This window comes from Luteimonas chenhongjianii (assembly GCF_002327105.1).
In the GTDB taxonomy this organism is placed as follows: domain Bacteria; phylum Pseudomonadota; class Gammaproteobacteria; order Xanthomonadales; family Xanthomonadaceae; genus Luteimonas; species Luteimonas chenhongjianii.
Genome location: NZ_CP023406.1, coordinates 1,361,565 through 1,375,988, shown reverse-complemented (window position 1 = coordinate 1,375,988; position 14,424 = coordinate 1,361,565). Strand labels below are relative to the sequence as shown.

The window sequence follows — 14,424 nt, the reverse complement described above, 5'->3', positions numbered from 1 at the left end:
AGCACTTATGCGCGTGCGAGCGCGCCGACCTGCACCTGCTTGCGGACGATCAGCATCGCGGTCTCAAGCGCCTGCTCGTAGTTCAGGCGCGGATCCACCGAACTCTTGTACGCGCGCTCCAGATCGACCTCGGTCAGGGCCCGGGCGCCGCCCATGCACTCGGTGACGTCCTCGCCGGTGAGCTCGAGGTGCACGCCGCCCAGACGGGTGCCGGCCGCGGCATGAATGTCGAAAGCCTGCTCGATCTCGCTGCGGATATTGTCGAAACGGCGGGTCTTGTAACCGTTGCTCGTCGACTCGGTATTGCCATGCATGGGATCGCAGATCCACAACACCCTGCGCCCTGAGCGTTGCACCGCCTCGAGCAGCGCCGGGAGGCGCGACGCGATCTGGGTCGCCCCCATGCGATGGATCAGGCTCAGTCGGCCCGGCTCGTCGTCGGGATTGAGCACGTCGATCAGGCGCAGCAGCGCGTCGGCGGTCGACGTGGGCCCAACCTTCACCCCGATCGGATTGCGGATGCCACGGAAGTACTCGACGTGCGCGCCATCGAGCGCCGCGGTGCGCACACCGATCCACGGGAAATGCGTGCTGAGGTTGAACCAGCCGCGTTGCCGCGGCACCTGCCGCGTCTGCGCTTCTTCGTAGGGCAGCAGCAAGGCCTCGTGCGAGGTATAGAAATCGACGCGGTTGAGGTTGTGGACCTGGGTGCCGGCCAGCGTCTCCATGAAGCGCACGGCGTCGCCAAGCCCCGACACCATCCGCTGGTACTCCTCGGCCAGAGGCGATTCCCCCACCCAGCCCAGACCCCAGTATTCGGGGTGGTGCAGGTCGGCGAAGCCACCGTCGATCAGCGAGCGCACGAAATTCATCGTCATCGCCGAGCGCGCGTGCGCCTTGACCATCCGCCTGGGATCCGGGATCCGCGCCTCCGCCGTGAATGCCGGCGCGTTGACCACGTCACCGCGATAGCACGGCAGGGTCACGCCATCACGGGTTTCGGTATCGGCGGAGCGCGGCTTGGCGTACTGGCCGGCAAATCGCCCTACGCGCACCACCGGCAGACGCATGCCATGCACGAGCACCAGGCTCATCTGCAACAGCACCTTCAGCCGGTTGGAGATCACGTCGGAGGTGCAGTCGCCGAAATTCTCCGCGCAGTCGCCACCCTGCAGCAGGAACCGCCGGCCTTCCTGGGCATCGGCCAGCTGCTGCTTGAGGCTCTGGATCTCCCACGACGTCACCAGCGGCGGCAGTGCCCGCAACTCTTCCTGGACGCCCGCGAGCGCCACGGGATCCGGGTACGTCGGCAGCTGCGTCGCCGGGTACGCGCGCCAACTCTCCGGCTGCCAGTCTTCGGGCACGTGTACCGGATGCATCACGGATGGGGCGGGCGACGACTGCATGGGCGTTCCTCTAGCGGGTCGTCATCATCGCAGGTTGCTGCTCTGCGTCAATTTCGCGACCGTCCCCGCCGCCCACTGCGCAAGCCCGCGTACAGCGCCACAGCCCCGAGGAGCACGAACCACAGCAGGCTCCACGCCGGCATCGACAGGCCGAGGAAGGTCCAATCGATGGTGCCGCAGTCGCCTGAACCGGTCAGGACGCGCTTGATCAGCGTCGGCGTATCGAGGGTCTCGCGCATGAAGGCGAACGGCGCGCCGCAGGTCACGAACCCGGGCGGATGCATCTGCAGCCAGACATGGCGCCCGGCGATCCCCACACCGACCGCCGCCGCAGCAAAGGCCAGCAGGCCATACGTGGCCCGCGCACCGCTGCCACGCGGCGCGTGCAGGCCGGCGACGAGCATCACGACACCCAGGGCGGCAAATGCGAGGCGCTGGAAGATGCACAGCGGACAGGGCTCGAGACCCCACTGCAGCTGGGAATAGATGGCGAATCCGATCAACGCGAAACACAGCACGGCGCCGCCGAGCATCAGCGCACGGAACGACCAGCGAAGAGGATTCATGGAGATACCGGAGGCGGGGACATACCGATTATCGTGCCGGGCCGCACAAACAAAAAGCCCGGCATTGGCCGGGCTTCCGTTCCATACGATCGGCCTGCGCGTGGGCGCAGGCCCGCTCGCGGGATTACTCGGCGTCGACTGCCGACGCCTGCGGGCGGTCGACCAGCTCGACATACGCCATCGGCGCATTGTCACCAGCGCGGAAGCCGCACTTGAGGATGCGCAGATAGCCACCCGGACGCGCGGCGTAGCGCGGGCCAAGCGTGGTGAACAGGGTGCCCACGGCTTCCTTGTCGCGCAGGCGCGCGAAGGCGAGACGGCGATTGGCGACGCTGTCGACCTTGCCCATGGTGATCAGCGGCTCTGCGACGCGGCGCAGTTCCTTGGCCTTGGGCAGGGTGGTCTTGATCAGCTCGCTCTTGATCAGCGAGGCGGCCATGTTGCGGAACATCGCTTCGCGATGGGCGCTCGTGCGGTTGAACTTGCGACCGGCTTTCTGGTGGCGCATGGGATTGAATCCTTCAGGCTTGGAATGATGGGTCTGTGTGGATCGCTGTCGCCGTCCTGGCGTTGCAACTTGGACTGCGGATGGTCCGGAACCGGTTGTCCTTCACCGGCGATCGTGGCAGGCCTCGAGGCCTGTCTCACGATGGTCGGAAGGCGCGCCCTCGGGCACGCCTTCCGGGTATATCAGCCGAGCATGCCGTGCGCGGAGACGCCGACCGGCGGCCAGTTCTCCAGCTTCATGCCCAGGGCAAGGCCACGCTGCGCGAGGACTTCCTTGATCTCGGTCAGCGACTTCTTGCCGAGGTTCGGGGTCTTGAGCAGCTCGACTTCGGTCTTCTGGATCAGGTCGCCGATGTAGTAGATGCTCTCGGCCTTGAGGCAGTTGGCCGAACGCACCGTCAGCTCGAGATCATCGATCGGACGCAGCAGGATCGGGTCGACGCCCGGGGTCTGCGGCTTCGCTGCGCCGCGGTCGCGGTGCGTGAAGTCGCCGAACACCGACAGCTGGTCGGTGAGGATGTCGGCGGCGGTGCGCACGGCTTCCTCGGCATCGATCGTGCCGTTGGTCTCGATGTCGAGCACCAGCTTGTCGAGGTCGGTGCGCTGTTCGACGCGGGCCGCTTCGACTTCGTACGCCACGCGGCGCACGGGCGAGAACGACGCGTCAAGCATCAGACGGCCGATGACGCGGGTTTCTTCATCCGGACGGCGACGGGCCGAGGCCGGCTGGTAACCGAAGCCACGCTCGATCTTCAGACGCATGTTGATCGACGCGTCCTTGGTCAGGTGGCAGATGATGTGCTCGCCGTTGAGGACCTCGACGTTGTGGTCGGTCTTGATGTCGGCAGCAGTCACGACGCCCGGACCCGACTTCGACAGCGACAGCGTGGCGCTTTCGCCGGTCCCCATGCGGATGGCGACGTCCTTGAGGTTGAGCAGGACTTCCAGCACGTCTTCCTGCAGGCCCTCGATGGTGCTGTACTCGTGCAGCACGCCGTCGATCTCGACTTCGGTGATCGCGAAGCCCGGAATCGACGACAGGAGCACGCGACGCAGGGCATTGCCCAGCGTGTGCCCGTACCCGCGCTCCAGCGGCTCGATCACGACCTTCGCACGGTTGCCGGCGAGGCGTTCGATCTGCGGGCCGCGAGGACGCAGGACCTGGTTGGCGGTAGCCGTCATGTGTGTGTGTCTCCTGAGGACCGCCGCGCTTGTCACGCGGCGGTACCTGGTTGAATTACTTCGAGTACAGCTCGACGATCAGCGCTTCGTTGATATCTGCCGGCAGATCACCACGATCCGGAACGGCCTTGAAGACACCACTGAACGCCTTGGAGTCGACTTCGACCCACGACGGCGCCAGGTCCATCGTCGACCATACGGTCAGCGCTTCCTGCACGCGGAGCTGCTTCTGCGCCTTCTCGGACAGCGCAATCGCGTCGCCCGCCTTGACCTGGTAGGACGGCAGGTTGACGGACTGGCCGTTGACCGTGACGCCGCGATGGGAGACCAGCTGGCGCGCGGCCGGACGGGTCACCGCAAAGCCCATGCGGTAGATGACGTTGTCGAGGCGGGTTTCGAGGAGCTGCAGCAGGTTTTCACCCGTGTTGCCCTTCTTGTTCGACGCCTTCTTGTAGTAGTTGCGGAACTGCCGCTCGAGCAGACCGTACGTACGCTTGACCTTCTGCTTCTCGCGAAGCTGGGTGGCGTAGTCGGACAGCTTGCTGCGACGCGCGCCGGTACCGGCACCGTGCTGGCCGGGCTTCTGCTCCAGCTTGCACTTCGAGTCGAGCGCGCGGGTCGGGCTCTTGAGGGAGAGGTCGGCGCCTTCGCGGCGCGCGAGCTTACAGGTAGGACCGATGTAACGAGCCATTTCTTTATCGCTCCTTTAGACGCGACGCTTCTTCGGCGGGCGGCATCCGTTGTGCGGGATGGGCGTCACGTCGATGATGTTGATGATCTTGTAGCCCACGTTGTTCAGCGAGCGCACGGCCGACTCACGACCCGGTCCCGGGCCCTTGATGCGGACTTCCAGCGACTTGACGCCGTAGTCGAGGGCGGCCTTGCCGGCCTTCTCGGCGGCGACCTGGGCTGCGAACGGGGTCGACTTGCGCGAGCCGCGGAAACCGGCACCGCCCGAAGTCGCCCACGAGAGCGCGTTGCCCTGGCGGTCGGTGATCGTGATGATCGTGTTGTTGAACGAAGCGTGGACATGCGCGATGCCGTCGGTGACGACGCGCTTGATCTTCTTCTTGGTCTTGGTTGCTGCGGGCTTGGCCATGGTCTATTCCTTACTTCCTGATGGCCTTGCGCGGACCCTTGCGGGTGCGTGCATTGGTCCGGGTGCGCTGGCCACGCAGCGGGAGACCACGACGGTGACGCAGGCCGCGGTAGCACGACAGGTCCATCAGACGCTTGATGGCCATGCCGATTTCGCGGCGAAGGTCGCCTTCGACCACGTACTTGCCGACTTCCGAACGCAAGCGCTCGACTTCCGGCTCCGACAGGTCGCGGATCTTGGTGTTCGATTCAACGCCTGCGGCTTCGCAGACCTTCTTCGATCGGGTACGGCCGATGCCGTAGATGCTCTGAAGCCCGACCCAGACATGCTTCTGGGCAGGCAGGTTCACACCTGCAATACGCGCCATGCGCGGATCTCCAACTGGTTTGGCTGCCAGGGGTTCAGTCCTGGCAAAAGGGAACAAGAAATGATAACAGGGCCTCGTACTTACGGGAAGTCCACGGCGCCAAGGCGCCAGAAGACCCGGCATGGGGAGCGTGCCCATGCTCCGGCGACAGTATCGGGGTGGCAGATTCGGGGATCGATTCCCTCGCCTGCCCCGCGCGCTACTCTGGCGCACGGATGTCCCGGTACCACCCGCGCACGAGACCGCCGCGCGAGTCGCCCATCTGAAGTCCGGCGCGTTGGTCCGGACTTCATGCATCGCCCGGCCGGGCGATGCGGTGCGGCTGGGGGAGTACCCGAGCCGCGAGAACCATGCCGGACGCCTTGCGGCCGTCCGGCGTATTCAGTCAGCGGCCGCTCAGGCCACCGCCGCTGCGCGAACCCTTCAGGTTCGCCTTCTTCAGCAGGCTTTCGTACTGATGCGACATGAGGTGTGACTGGACCTGGGCGATGAAGTCCATGACCACCACCACCACGATCAGCAGCGACGTGCCACCGAAGTAGAAGGAGCTGCCGAACTCGGCACGCATGAACTCGGGCAGCAAACAGACCAGCACCAGATAGGCCGCACCGACCGCCGTGAGGCGGGTCAGCACGCCGTCGATGTAGTCAGCCGTAGCCTTGCCCGGGCGGATGCCCGGAATCAGCGCGCCCGACTTCTTGAGGTTGTCCGCCGTTTCCTGGCTGTTGAACACCAGCGCCGTGTAGAAGAACGCAAAGCCGGCAATCAGGCCACCGAACAGCAGTACGTACAGCGGCTCGCCCGGCGAAATCGCCTGCGCCATCCGCTGCAATGCCTGTTGCCAGCCGCTGGACGAGGTCGCCTCGCCAAACCAGGTGGTCACCGTCGCCGGGAACATGATGATCGACGATGCAAAGATCGCCGGAATCACGCCCGCCATGTTGAGCTTAAGCGGCAGGAACGAGCTCTGGTTCATGTACGCGTTGCGACCGCCTTGACGGCGCGCGTAATTGACCGTGATCCGACGCTGACCACGCTCCACGAACACCACGAAGAACGTCGCCGCCAGCACCACCAGCACCAGCAGGATCGCCGCGATCGGGCTCATGTCGCCGTTGCGCAACGAATCGAACGTGCCCAGAACGGCGCCCGGAAGACCCGCCACGATGCCGGCGAAGATGATCAGCGAGATACCGTTGCCGATGCCCCGCTCCGTCACCTGCTCGCCCAGCCACACCAGGAACATCGTGCCGGCGGTGAGCGCGATGATCGCGGTCAGCACGAAGCCCATGCCCGGTGCGTAGACGACCGGAATACCGTTGTTGGCACCCGAGCTCTGCAGCGCCACCGCGATACCCGCCGACTGGAACACCGCCAGCGGGATCGCGCCGATGCGCGACCACTGGGTGATCCGGCGGCGTCCTGATTCGCCTTCCTTCTGGATGGCCTTCAGGCTCGGCACGACCTGCACGAGCAGCTGCATGACGATCGACGCGGAGATGTACGGAATCACGTTCAACGCGAACAGGCTGAACCGCGACAGGGCGCCGCCGGAGAACATGTTGAACATGTCCACGATGGTGCCTTGCTGCTGCTCCATCAGCTGCAGCATGGCCTCGGGATTGACGCCCGGCACCGGGATGAAGCACCCGATGCGGTAGACGATCAACGCCCCGAGCACGAACAGCAGGCGCTGGCGGAGCTCGGTAAACTTACCGAGCCCGGCGCCGACGCCGCCCATTGCGCTGCCGCTACGCGACATCCGGCTTACTCCTCGACCTTGCCGCCAGCGGCTTCGATCGCCTCACGGGCGCCAGCAGTCGCCAGGATGCCCTTCAGCACGAGCTTCTTGCTGATCTCGCCCTTCTTGACGATCTTTGCGCGCTTGGCGGTGCTGGGCACCAGCTTGGCGGCACGCAGCGCGGCGAAGTCGATGTCGCCATCGAGCTTGTCGAGCTGGTAGAGCATCACTTCGGCGACGTCCAGCTTGAGCTTCGAGCGGAAGCCGACCTTCGGCAGACGCTTACGCAGCGGCATCTGGCCGCCTTCGAAGCCGGCCTTGATCTTGCCCTTGCCCGAGCGCGCGAACGAGCCCTTGTGGCCGCGACCGGCGGTCTTGCCCAGGCCCGAACCGATACCGCGACCGACGCGCGTACGCTCGGTGCGGGCGCCCTGTGCGGGCTTGAGTGTGTTGAGCTTCATTCGATTACTCCTCGACCCGGACCAGATAGTGGACCTTGTTGATCAGGCCACGGACCTGCGGGCTGTCCTTCAGTTCGCGCACGTCGTTGAGCTTGTTGAGGCCCAGCGCACGCACCGACAGGCGGTGCTTGGCCTGCGAGCCACGCATGCCCTTGACCAGGCGCACCTTGACGGTGCCGCCAGTGTTCTCGTTATTAGCCATGCCCAATGTCCTCCAGCTTCTTGCCGCGCTTGGCAGCGATCTGCGCCGGCGAGTGCATTTCGTTGAGGCCGCGGATCGTGGCGCGCACCAGGTTGATCGGATTGCGCGAGCCCACCGCCTTCGCCAGCACGTCCTTGACGCCGACGGCCTCGAGCACGGCGCGCATCGCGCCACCGGCGATCACGCCGGTACCCTCGGACGCGGGCTGCATGAACACGTTTGCCGCGCCATGACGCGACTTGACGGTGTGCCACAGCGTGCTGCCGTTGAGATCGACAGCCTTCTGGTTCTTGCGGGCCTGCTCCATCGACTTCTGGATCGCGACCGGCACTTCGCGCGCCTTGCCGTAACCGAAACCGACCTTGCCGTTACCGTCGCCGACGACCGTCAGCGCGGTGAAGGTGAACTGGCGACCGCCCTTGACGGTCTTGCTGACGCGGTTGACCGTGATCAGCTTCTCGATCATGCCGTCGTCGAGTTCCTCACGGTCGCGATTGCGGTCGCGCCCGCGGTTTTCCCTTTCGTTTGCCATCGTTGATGCCTGTAGTGGTTGAGAGATGTACGGCTCGGGCCGCTTGTAGTTGGGGTGCGGATCGGTGGAACGCTGACGCGGCACAGAAGGCCGCGGGCGCCCGGCACTTCCCGTGCCGGCAGGTCAGGCGACGCGGGGCCGGAAGCCCCGCATCGACGACGTACAAATCAGAACTGCAGGCCGCCTTCGCGGGCAGCGTCTGCGAGCGCCTTGATGCGACCATGGTAGCGGTAGCCCGAACGGTCGAACGCGACCTTCTCGATACCTGCAGCCTTGGCCTTCTCGGCGATCGCGCGACCCACCTTGCTGGCGGCGTCGCTGTTCTTGCCGTTCTTGAGGCCGTCCTTGACGTCGGCCTGCAGGGTGCTGGCCGCAGCCAGAACCTTGGAGCCGTCGGCGTTGAACAGCTGGGCGTAGATGTGCTGGCCGGTGCGCAGCACCGACAGACGCGGCACGCCCAGGACACGGATATGCGCACGGGTGCTCTTGGCGCGACGCAGACGGGCGTTGTTCTTGATGCTCATGATCTAGATCCTCGGGAAGCGGATGGGCCTTAGGCCTTCTTGGCTTCCTTGCGAATGATGGTTTCGTCGGAATACTTGACGCCCTTGCCCTTGTACGGCTCCGGCGGACGGAACCCGCGGATCTTGGCGGCAACCTGACCAACGAGCTGCTTGTCTGCGCCCTGGACGAGAATCTCGGTCTGGGTCGGCGTGCTCAGGGTGATGCCTTCCGGCGCCTGGAACACGACCGGGTGCGAAAAGCCCAGCGAGAGGTTGAGATCCGTGCCCTGGAGCGCTGCACGGTAACCGACGCCGACGAGCTCAAGCTTGCGCTCGAAACCGGTCGACACGCCGTGGACCATGTTGGCGACGATCGCACGCAGGGTGCCCGTGAGCGGGGTCTGCCCAGGATCTTCCGACGACAGCACCGCATTGCCGTCTTCGATCTTGACGTCGATGTTGGCAGGCTTGGTGATCGAGAGGGTGCCCTTCGGGCCCTTCACGCTGACCAGCTCGGACTGGATGTTGAGTTCTACGCCCTTCGGGAGGGCGATCGGCTTCTTGGCGACGCGGGACATTATTCGCTTACTCCCTTAAGCCACGAAGCACAGGACTTCACCGCCGACGCCCTGCTGGCGTGCCTGCGCGTCGGTCATGATGCCTTTCGACGTGGAGATGATGGCGATGCCCATGCCGTTGAGAACCTTCGGCAGCGCATCCTTGCCGCGATACTGGCGCAGGCCCGAGCGCGAGAAGCGCTGCAGGCGCTCGATCACCGGGCGGCCTTCGTAATACTTGAGGACGATCTCGAGTTCGGCCTTGGCGCCGTTCTCGGTCACGCGTGCTTCGCCGATGTAACCCTCGTCCTTCAGGACGTTGGCGATCGCGACCTTGATCTTGGACGACGGCATTTTTACCGTCTGCTTACCGACCGCTGCCGCATTCCTGATGCGGACCAGCATGTCGGCGATGGGATCAGTCATGCTCATGATGATTACCTTCTGAGTGCACCGATATCCGCTTTCGCGAACACTAGTTTTGAACCCGACCGGACCCGGACGGGGTGTGGCGTGAGGGGCGGTATTCTACAGGTCCGGCGCCGGAACGCCAGACCCGTATAAATGCGCGACCCTGGATTACCAGCTGGCCTTGCGCAGGCCGGGCACGTCACCACGCATCGTGGCCTGACGCAGCATGTTGCGGCCGAGGCCGAACTTGCTGTACACGCCACGCGGGCGCCCGGACAGGGCACAGCGCGTCGTCTGACGGGCCGGCGACGAATCGCGCGGCAGCTTCTGCAGCTTGATCACCGCATCGGCCTTTTCTTCGTAGCCGGCGGTCGGGCTGCTGATGATCTTCTTCAGCGCCGCACGCTTCTCGGCATGCTGCTTGGCCAGCTTGGTGCGCTTGGCCTCGCGATTGATCATGGACGTCTTTGCCATAAATGCTCTGCCTTCGGATCAGTTGCGGAACGGGAAGCGGAAGGCTTCCAGCAGGGCCTTGGCTTCTTCGTTGGTGCGGGCGGTCGTGGTGATGGCGATATCCATGCCGCGGATCGCGTCGACCTGGTCGAAGTCGATTTCCGGGAAGATGATCTGTTCCTTCACGCCCATGTTGAAGTTGCCACGGCCGTCGAACGAACGACCGGACACGCCACGGAAGTCGCGCACGCGCGGCAGCGAGACATTGATCAGGCGATCGATGAACTCGTACATGCCCTTGCGACGCAGCGTGACCTTGCAGCCGATCGGCCAGCCGTCGCGGATCTTGAACGAGGCCACCGACACGCGCGACTTGGTCACCAGCGGCTTCTGGCCGCTGATCTTGGCCATGTCGGCGGTTGCGTGCTCGAGCACCTTCTTGTTCGCAGCAGCCTCGCCCACGCCCATGTTGAGCGTGACCTTGGACAGGCGCGGGACCTGCATGATGTTGGCGTAGCCGAACTGCTCCATGAGCTTCGGCACCACCTCATCCTTGTAGAACTGTTCCAGACGGGTCGTCATTTCTTCATCCTCAGGCGTCAAGCGCCTCACCGCTCGAGCGGAACACGCGCAGCGTGCGTCCATCCTCGAGTGTCTTGGTTCCAATGCGCTCGCCCTTGCCCGTGGCAGGATTGAACGGCATCACGTTAGAAGCATGGATCGGCGCTTCACGCTCGACCACGCCACCAGCCTGGCCGGCCTGCGGGTTGGGCTTGGTGTGGCGCTTGATGATGTTGATGTTCGAAACGACGACCTTGTCGCCGATCACGCGCACCACGTCACCGCGCTTACCCTTGTCCTTGCCGGCGATCACGATCACGTGGTCGCCCTTCTTGATTCGATTGGCCATTTTCGTGTCCTCGCTCAGAGCACTTCGGGCGCGAGCGAGACGATCTTCATGAACTTCTCGGAACGGAGTTCACGGGTCACGGGCCCGAAGATGCGGGTGCCGATCGGCTCCTGCTTGTTGTTGAGCAACACCGCAGCGTTGCCATCGAAGCGGATCAACGAACCGTCGGCACGACGCACACCCTTGCGGGTACGCACCACGACGGCGTCATAGACCTCGCCCTTCTTGACCTTGCCACGCGGAATCGCTTCCTTGATCGACACCTTGATGATGTCGCCGATCGCGGCGTAACGGCGCTTGGAGCCGCCGAGCACCTTGATGCACATCACTTCCTTGGCACCGCTGTTGTCCGCCACGTCGAGGTGGCTCTGCATCTGGATCATTTCGAGCTCCTGGCGTTATTCGGCGGCGCGCGTGACGATCTCGGCCACGCGCCAGTTCTTGGTCTTCGACATCGGCGCAATCTCGACGACCTTCACCAGATCGCCTTCCTGACACGCGTTGTCGGCGTCATGGGCGTGGAGCTTGGTCGAACGCTTGATGTACTTGCCGTACAGCGCGTGCTTGACCTGACGCTCGACCAGCACGGTGACGGTCTTGTCCATCTTGTTGCTGACCACGCGGCCCTGGACCGTACGCTGCTTCTTTTCGGTATTCATGGTCGGGTCCTTACTTCTTCTGACCGATCAGGGTATTGACGCGAGCAATCTCGCGGCGCACCCGACGGGCTTCGTGCGTCTTGGTCAGCTGGCCAGTGGCCTTCTGCATGCGGAGCGAGAAACGCTCCTTGTGCAGTTCGAGGAGGTGCGACTGCAAATCCTCGACCGACTTCTCGCGGAGTTCCTTGGTCGTAGCCATCAGCGCACCGTCCGGGTCACGAATTGGGTGGTGACCGACAGCTTCGCGGCGGCCAGGCGGAACGCTTCACGCGCCACCTCCTCCTCGACACCCTCGATCTCGAAGATCATGCGGCCGGGCTGGATCTGCGCGACCCAGTACTCGACGCTGCCCTTACCGGAGCCCATTCGGACTTCGATCGGCTTCTTGGTGATCGGCTTGTCCGGGAACACGCGGATCCACATCTTGCCGCCGCGCTTGACGTGACGGCTGATGGACCGACGGCCCGCTTCGATCTGACGTGCGGTCAGCTGGCCGGTCGCGGTGGCCCGCAGACCGAACTCGCCGAAGCTGACGGCATTGCCGCTCCACGCCAGGCCGTCGTTACGGCCCTTGTGCATCTTGCGGTATTTGGTTCGCTTGGGTTGCAGCATGATTAATCCCTCGCCTCGCGCTCGCGACGCGGACCACGACGGTCGCGGTCACCGCGATCATTACGGTCGCCACGCGGCGTGTCGTCCTGCTTCTCCTGGCCTACCTGGCTGAAATCGAAGATCTCGCCCTTGTAGATCCAGGTCTTGATGCCGATGATCCCGTAGGTCGTCTTGGCCTCGGCGAAGCCGTAGTCGACGTCGGCGCGCAACGTGTGAAGCGGCACGCGACCTTCGCGGTACCACTCCGAACGTGCGATTTCGGCGCCGTTAAGGCGGCCGGCGACGTTGACCTTGATGCCCAGCGCACCCAGGCGCATCGCATTGCCCACCGCGCGCTTCATCGCGCGACGGAACATGATGCGGCGCTCGAGCTGCTGCGCGATCGATTCGGCGACCAGCTGCGCGTCGAGTTCCGGCTTGCGGACCTCGGTGACGTTGATGTGCGCGGGAACGCCCATCATGTCGCTGACGTCCTTGCGGAGCTTCTCGATGTCCTCGCCACGCTTGCCGATCACGACGCCCGGACGGGCGGTGTGGATCGTCACGCGAGCGGTCTTGGCCGGACGCTCGATCAGGATCTTGCTGATGCCGGCCTGGGCGAGACGCTTGCGCAGCATCTCGCGGACCTTCAGGTCAGCGGCCAGGTACTCGGCGTATTCCTTCTTGCCGGCGTACCACTTGGAGTTCCAGTCCTTGGCGATGCCAAGGCGGATGCCGGTGGGATGAACTTTGTGACCCATATTACTTGCCCTCTCCCACGACGACGGTGATGTGGCTGGTGCGCTTGAGGATGCGGGTACCGCGTCCCTTTGCGCGCGCCATGAAGCGCTTCAGCGTCGGACCTTCGTCGACCGTGATGGTGGCGATCTTCAGTTCATCGACGTCGGCGCCAGCGTTGTTCTCCGCGTTGGCGATGGCCGACTCGACGACCTTCTTGATCATGTGAGCGGCCTTCTTGTCCGAGAACTTCAGCAGGCCGACGGCGCGCTCGACCGGCAGACCACGGACCTGGTCAGCGACCAGACGTGCCTTCTGCGGCGAGATGCGCGCGGTGCGAAGAATCGCGGTGCGCTTGTTGACCTCGGTGCGAGCGCGCTTCTGCTCTTCGAGGCGGGCTTTCGTTGCCTTGTCCATTGTGCGCTCCTTACCTGCCCGACTTCTTGTCGCCGCCGTGACCCTTGAAGGTCCGGGTCAGCGCGAATTCGCCGAGCTTGTGGCCCACCATGTTCTCGTTGACCAGCACCGGGACGTGGTTCTTGCCGTTGTGGATGGCGATGGTGAAACCGATCATGTCCGGCAGGACCATCGAGCGACGCGACCAGGTCTTGATCGGCTTCTTGGTGTTGGAACCCGCGGCTTCCACCTTCTTGATGAGGTGGTGGTCGACGAAGGGACCCTTCTTGAGTGAACGTGCCATGGTCTATCAGCTCCTGCGATCGCGCACGATGAACTGCTGCGTCCGCTTGTTGTGGCGGGTCTTGTAGCCCTTGGTCGGGACACCCCAGGGCGTGACCGGGTGCGGATTACCCTGACCGGCCTTGGCCTCACCACCACCGTGCGGATGGTCGACCGGGTTCATCGCCGCACCGCGGACGGTCGGCTTGACGCCACGCCAGCGCTTCGCACCGGCCTTGCCCAGCTTCTCGAGGCTGTGCTCGTCGTTGCTGACCTCGCCGATCGTGGCGCGGCACTCGGACGGCACGCGACGCACTTCGCCCGAACGCAGGCGGACAGTCGCGTAGACGCCTTCGCGCGACACCAGCTGCACGCCGGCACCGGCGGCGCGGGCAATCTGCGCGCCCTTGCCCGGCTTCATCTCGATGCAGTGGATCGTCGAGCCGACCGGGATGTTGCGCAGCGGCAGCGTGTTGCCGGTCTTGATCGGAGCATCCGAACCGGAGATCACCTGATCGCCAGCCTTGAGACCCTTCGGCGCGATGATGTAGCGACGCTCGCCGTCGACATAGCACAGCAGTGCAATGTGGGCGGTGCGGTTGGGGTCGTATTCGATGCGCTCGACGCGCGCCGGAATGCCTTCCTTGTCCCGCTTGAAGTCGACGATGCGGTAGTGCTGCTTGTGGCCACCACCGATGTGACGGGTGGTGATGCGGCCGTGGTGGTTGCGACCACCGGTGTTGGTCTTCTTCTCGACCAGCGCGGCGTGCGGCGCACCCTTGTGCAGGTGCGGATGCACGACGCGGACCGCGGAACGGCGACCGGCGGACGTGGGCTTGAATTTCATCAATGGCATCGGGG

Annotated in this window: 25 protein-coding genes; all 25 read right to left on the bottom strand. The window is 64.5% G+C overall.

Translation table 11 applies throughout. The annotated features are described in order from the left end of the window. Positions 1–5 precede the first annotated feature (5 nt). Positions 6–1,406 (bottom strand): class II 3-deoxy-7-phosphoheptulonate synthase, encoded by a 1,401-nt coding sequence (locus CNR27_RS06330; protein WP_179948223.1) that lies wholly within the window; start codon positions 1,404–1,406, stop codon positions 6–8. A 47-nt stretch (positions 1,407–1,453) separates the two neighbouring features. Then, entirely contained in the window at positions 1,454–1,972 is a 519-nt protein-coding gene (locus CNR27_RS06325; RefSeq protein ID WP_096297431.1) for a disulfide bond formation protein B, read from the bottom strand. A 124-nt stretch (positions 1,973–2,096) separates the two neighbouring features. Then, positions 2,097–2,480 (bottom strand): 50S ribosomal protein L17, encoded by a 384-nt coding sequence (rplQ, locus tag CNR27_RS06320; protein WP_096297430.1) that lies wholly within the window; start codon positions 2,478–2,480, stop codon positions 2,097–2,099. 182 nt (positions 2,481–2,662) lie between these two features. Next, a complete protein-coding gene (locus tag CNR27_RS06315) occupies positions 2,663–3,661 on the bottom strand; it encodes a DNA-directed RNA polymerase subunit alpha (protein WP_096297429.1) in 999 nt (332 codons plus the stop codon). Positions 3,662–3,716: 55 nt separating this feature from the next. Continuing rightward, positions 3,717–4,352, bottom strand: a complete 636-nt coding sequence (gene rpsD, locus CNR27_RS06310) for a 30S ribosomal protein S4 (RefSeq protein WP_096297428.1) — start codon at positions 4,350–4,352, stop codon at positions 3,717–3,719. A gap of 15 nt (positions 4,353–4,367) precedes the next feature. Continuing rightward, positions 4,368–4,760: a 30S ribosomal protein S11 gene (rpsK, locus tag CNR27_RS06305; protein ID WP_096297427.1), complete on the bottom strand. Its 393-nt coding sequence runs from the start codon at positions 4,758–4,760 to the stop codon at positions 4,368–4,370. A 10-nt stretch (positions 4,761–4,770) separates the two neighbouring features. Next, a complete protein-coding gene (rpsM, locus tag CNR27_RS06300; RefSeq protein ID WP_096297426.1) occupies positions 4,771–5,127 on the bottom strand; it encodes a 30S ribosomal protein S13 in 357 nt (118 codons plus the stop codon). Positions 5,128–5,512: 385 nt separating this feature from the next. Next, on the bottom strand, positions 5,513–6,889 hold the full coding sequence (secY, locus tag CNR27_RS06295; RefSeq protein WP_096297425.1) for a preprotein translocase subunit SecY: 1,377 nt from the start codon (positions 6,887–6,889) through the stop codon (positions 5,513–5,515). A gap of 5 nt (positions 6,890–6,894) precedes the next feature. Continuing rightward, a complete protein-coding gene (gene rplO, locus CNR27_RS06290) occupies positions 6,895–7,329 on the bottom strand; it encodes a 50S ribosomal protein L15 (RefSeq protein ID WP_096297424.1) in 435 nt (144 codons plus the stop codon). Positions 7,330–7,333: 4 nt separating this feature from the next. Then, positions 7,334–7,531, bottom strand: a complete 198-nt coding sequence (rpmD, locus tag CNR27_RS06285; protein WP_096297423.1) for a 50S ribosomal protein L30 — start codon at positions 7,529–7,531, stop codon at positions 7,334–7,336. Continuing rightward, positions 7,524–8,063, bottom strand: coding sequence for a 30S ribosomal protein S5 (rpsE, locus tag CNR27_RS06280; protein ID WP_096297422.1), 540 nt, complete (start codon positions 8,061–8,063; stop codon positions 7,524–7,526). The genes rpmD and rpsE overlap by 8 nt, the downstream gene beginning before the upstream one ends. Before the next feature lie 167 nt (positions 8,064–8,230). Further along, positions 8,231–8,587 (bottom strand): 50S ribosomal protein L18, encoded by a 357-nt coding sequence (gene rplR / locus CNR27_RS06275; protein WP_096297421.1) that lies wholly within the window; start codon positions 8,585–8,587, stop codon positions 8,231–8,233. A 29-nt stretch (positions 8,588–8,616) separates the two neighbouring features. Next, positions 8,617–9,144, bottom strand: a complete 528-nt coding sequence (rplF, locus tag CNR27_RS06270; RefSeq protein ID WP_096297420.1) for a 50S ribosomal protein L6 — start codon at positions 9,142–9,144, stop codon at positions 8,617–8,619. A gap of 15 nt (positions 9,145–9,159) precedes the next feature. Further along, positions 9,160–9,555, bottom strand: coding sequence for a 30S ribosomal protein S8 (gene rpsH, locus CNR27_RS06265; RefSeq protein WP_096297419.1), 396 nt, complete (start codon positions 9,553–9,555; stop codon positions 9,160–9,162). 147 nt (positions 9,556–9,702) lie between these two features. Continuing rightward, positions 9,703–10,008: a 30S ribosomal protein S14 gene (gene rpsN, locus CNR27_RS06260; protein WP_096297418.1), complete on the bottom strand. Its 306-nt coding sequence runs from the start codon at positions 10,006–10,008 to the stop codon at positions 9,703–9,705. A gap of 18 nt (positions 10,009–10,026) precedes the next feature. Next, on the bottom strand, positions 10,027–10,569 hold the full coding sequence (gene rplE / locus CNR27_RS06255) for a 50S ribosomal protein L5 (RefSeq protein WP_096297417.1): 543 nt from the start codon (positions 10,567–10,569) through the stop codon (positions 10,027–10,029). 10 nt (positions 10,570–10,579) lie between these two features. After that, complete coding sequence (gene rplX / locus CNR27_RS06250; RefSeq protein WP_096297416.1) at positions 10,580–10,897, bottom strand: 50S ribosomal protein L24; 318 nt, start codon at positions 10,895–10,897, stop codon at positions 10,580–10,582. Positions 10,898–10,911: 14 nt separating this feature from the next. Then, entirely contained in the window at positions 10,912–11,280 is a 369-nt protein-coding gene (gene rplN / locus CNR27_RS06245) for a 50S ribosomal protein L14 (protein ID WP_096297415.1), read from the bottom strand. Positions 11,281–11,295: 15 nt separating this feature from the next. Next, complete coding sequence (rpsQ, locus tag CNR27_RS06240) at positions 11,296–11,556, bottom strand: 30S ribosomal protein S17 (RefSeq protein WP_055246847.1); 261 nt, start codon at positions 11,554–11,556, stop codon at positions 11,296–11,298. A gap of 10 nt (positions 11,557–11,566) precedes the next feature. Continuing rightward, positions 11,567–11,755, bottom strand: coding sequence for a 50S ribosomal protein L29 (rpmC, locus tag CNR27_RS06235; RefSeq protein ID WP_096297414.1), 189 nt, complete (start codon positions 11,753–11,755; stop codon positions 11,567–11,569). Next, a complete protein-coding gene (rplP, locus tag CNR27_RS06230) occupies positions 11,755–12,168 on the bottom strand; it encodes a 50S ribosomal protein L16 (protein ID WP_096297413.1) in 414 nt (137 codons plus the stop codon). Before rplP ends, rpmC begins: the two co-directional genes overlap by 1 nt. A gap of 2 nt (positions 12,169–12,170) precedes the next feature. After that, positions 12,171–12,908, bottom strand: coding sequence for a 30S ribosomal protein S3 (rpsC, locus tag CNR27_RS06225; protein ID WP_096297412.1), 738 nt, complete (start codon positions 12,906–12,908; stop codon positions 12,171–12,173). A 1-nt stretch (position 12,909) separates the two neighbouring features. Further along, positions 12,910–13,302, bottom strand: coding sequence for a 50S ribosomal protein L22 (gene rplV, locus CNR27_RS06220; protein WP_055246839.1), 393 nt, complete (start codon positions 13,300–13,302; stop codon positions 12,910–12,912). A gap of 10 nt (positions 13,303–13,312) precedes the next feature. Next, the gene (gene rpsS, locus CNR27_RS06215; RefSeq protein ID WP_096208158.1) at positions 13,313–13,585 is read right to left on the bottom strand and encodes a 30S ribosomal protein S19; all 273 of its coding nucleotides are present in this window, start codon (positions 13,583–13,585) and stop codon (positions 13,313–13,315) included. Positions 13,586–13,591: 6 nt separating this feature from the next. Beyond that, a complete protein-coding gene (gene rplB / locus CNR27_RS06210; protein ID WP_096297411.1) occupies positions 13,592–14,419 on the bottom strand; it encodes a 50S ribosomal protein L2 in 828 nt (275 codons plus the stop codon). Positions 14,420–14,424: the final 5 nt, after the last annotated feature.

Coding starts and splice junctions, on each gene's coding strand:
- CNR27_RS06330 (WP_179948223.1), bottom strand. CDS start 1,406: ATGCAGTCGTCGCCCGCCCCATCCGTGATGCATCCGGTACACGTGCCC.
- CNR27_RS06325 (WP_096297431.1), bottom strand. CDS start 1,972: ATGAATCCTCTTCGCTGGTCGTTCCGTGCGCTGATGCTCGGCGGCGCC.
- rplQ (WP_096297430.1), bottom strand. CDS start 2,480: ATGCGCCACCAGAAAGCCGGTCGCAAGTTCAACCGCACGAGCGCCCAT.
- CNR27_RS06315 (WP_096297429.1), bottom strand. CDS start 3,661: ATGACGGCTACCGCCAACCAGGTCCTGCGTCCTCGCGGCCCGCAGATC.
- rpsD (WP_096297428.1), bottom strand. CDS start 4,352: ATGGCTCGTTACATCGGTCCTACCTGTAAGCTCGCGCGCCGCGAAGGC.
- rpsK (WP_096297427.1), bottom strand. CDS start 4,760: ATGGCCAAGCCCGCAGCAACCAAGACCAAGAAGAAGATCAAGCGCGTC.
- rpsM (WP_096297426.1), bottom strand. CDS start 5,127: ATGGCGCGTATTGCAGGTGTGAACCTGCCTGCCCAGAAGCATGTCTGG.
- secY (WP_096297425.1), bottom strand. CDS start 6,889: ATGTCGCGTAGCGGCAGCGCAATGGGCGGCGTCGGCGCCGGGCTCGGT.
- rplO (WP_096297424.1), bottom strand. CDS start 7,329: ATGAAGCTCAACACACTCAAGCCCGCACAGGGCGCCCGCACCGAGCGT.
- rpmD (WP_096297423.1), bottom strand. CDS start 7,531: ATGGCTAATAACGAGAACACTGGCGGCACCGTCAAGGTGCGCCTGGTC.
- rpsE (WP_096297422.1), bottom strand. CDS start 8,063: ATGGCAAACGAAAGGGAAAACCGCGGGCGCGACCGCAATCGCGACCGT.
- rplR (WP_096297421.1), bottom strand. CDS start 8,587: ATGAGCATCAAGAACAACGCCCGTCTGCGTCGCGCCAAGAGCACCCGT.
- rplF (WP_096297420.1), bottom strand. CDS start 9,144: ATGTCCCGCGTCGCCAAGAAGCCGATCGCCCTCCCGAAGGGCGTAGAA.
- rpsH (WP_096297419.1), bottom strand. CDS start 9,555: ATGAGCATGACTGATCCCATCGCCGACATGCTGGTCCGCATCAGGAAT.
- rpsN (WP_096297418.1), bottom strand. CDS start 10,008: ATGGCAAAGACGTCCATGATCAATCGCGAGGCCAAGCGCACCAAGCTG.
- rplE (WP_096297417.1), bottom strand. CDS start 10,569: ATGACGACCCGTCTGGAACAGTTCTACAAGGATGAGGTGGTGCCGAAG.
- rplX (WP_096297416.1), bottom strand. CDS start 10,897: ATGGCCAATCGAATCAAGAAGGGCGACCACGTGATCGTGATCGCCGGC.
- rplN (WP_096297415.1), bottom strand. CDS start 11,280: ATGATCCAGATGCAGAGCCACCTCGACGTGGCGGACAACAGCGGTGCC.
- rpsQ (WP_055246847.1), bottom strand. CDS start 11,556: ATGAATACCGAAAAGAAGCAGCGTACGGTCCAGGGCCGCGTGGTCAGC.
- rpmC (WP_096297414.1), bottom strand. CDS start 11,755: ATGGCTACGACCAAGGAACTCCGCGAGAAGTCGGTCGAGGATTTGCAG.
- rplP (WP_096297413.1), bottom strand. CDS start 12,168: ATGCTGCAACCCAAGCGAACCAAATACCGCAAGATGCACAAGGGCCGT.
- rpsC (WP_096297412.1), bottom strand. CDS start 12,908: ATGGGTCACAAAGTTCATCCCACCGGCATCCGCCTTGGCATCGCCAAG.
- rplV (WP_055246839.1), bottom strand. CDS start 13,302: ATGGACAAGGCAACGAAAGCCCGCCTCGAAGAGCAGAAGCGCGCTCGC.
- rpsS (WP_096208158.1), bottom strand. CDS start 13,585: ATGGCACGTTCACTCAAGAAGGGTCCCTTCGTCGACCACCACCTCATC.
- rplB (WP_096297411.1), bottom strand. CDS start 14,419: ATGCCATTGATGAAATTCAAGCCCACGTCCGCCGGTCGCCGTTCCGCG.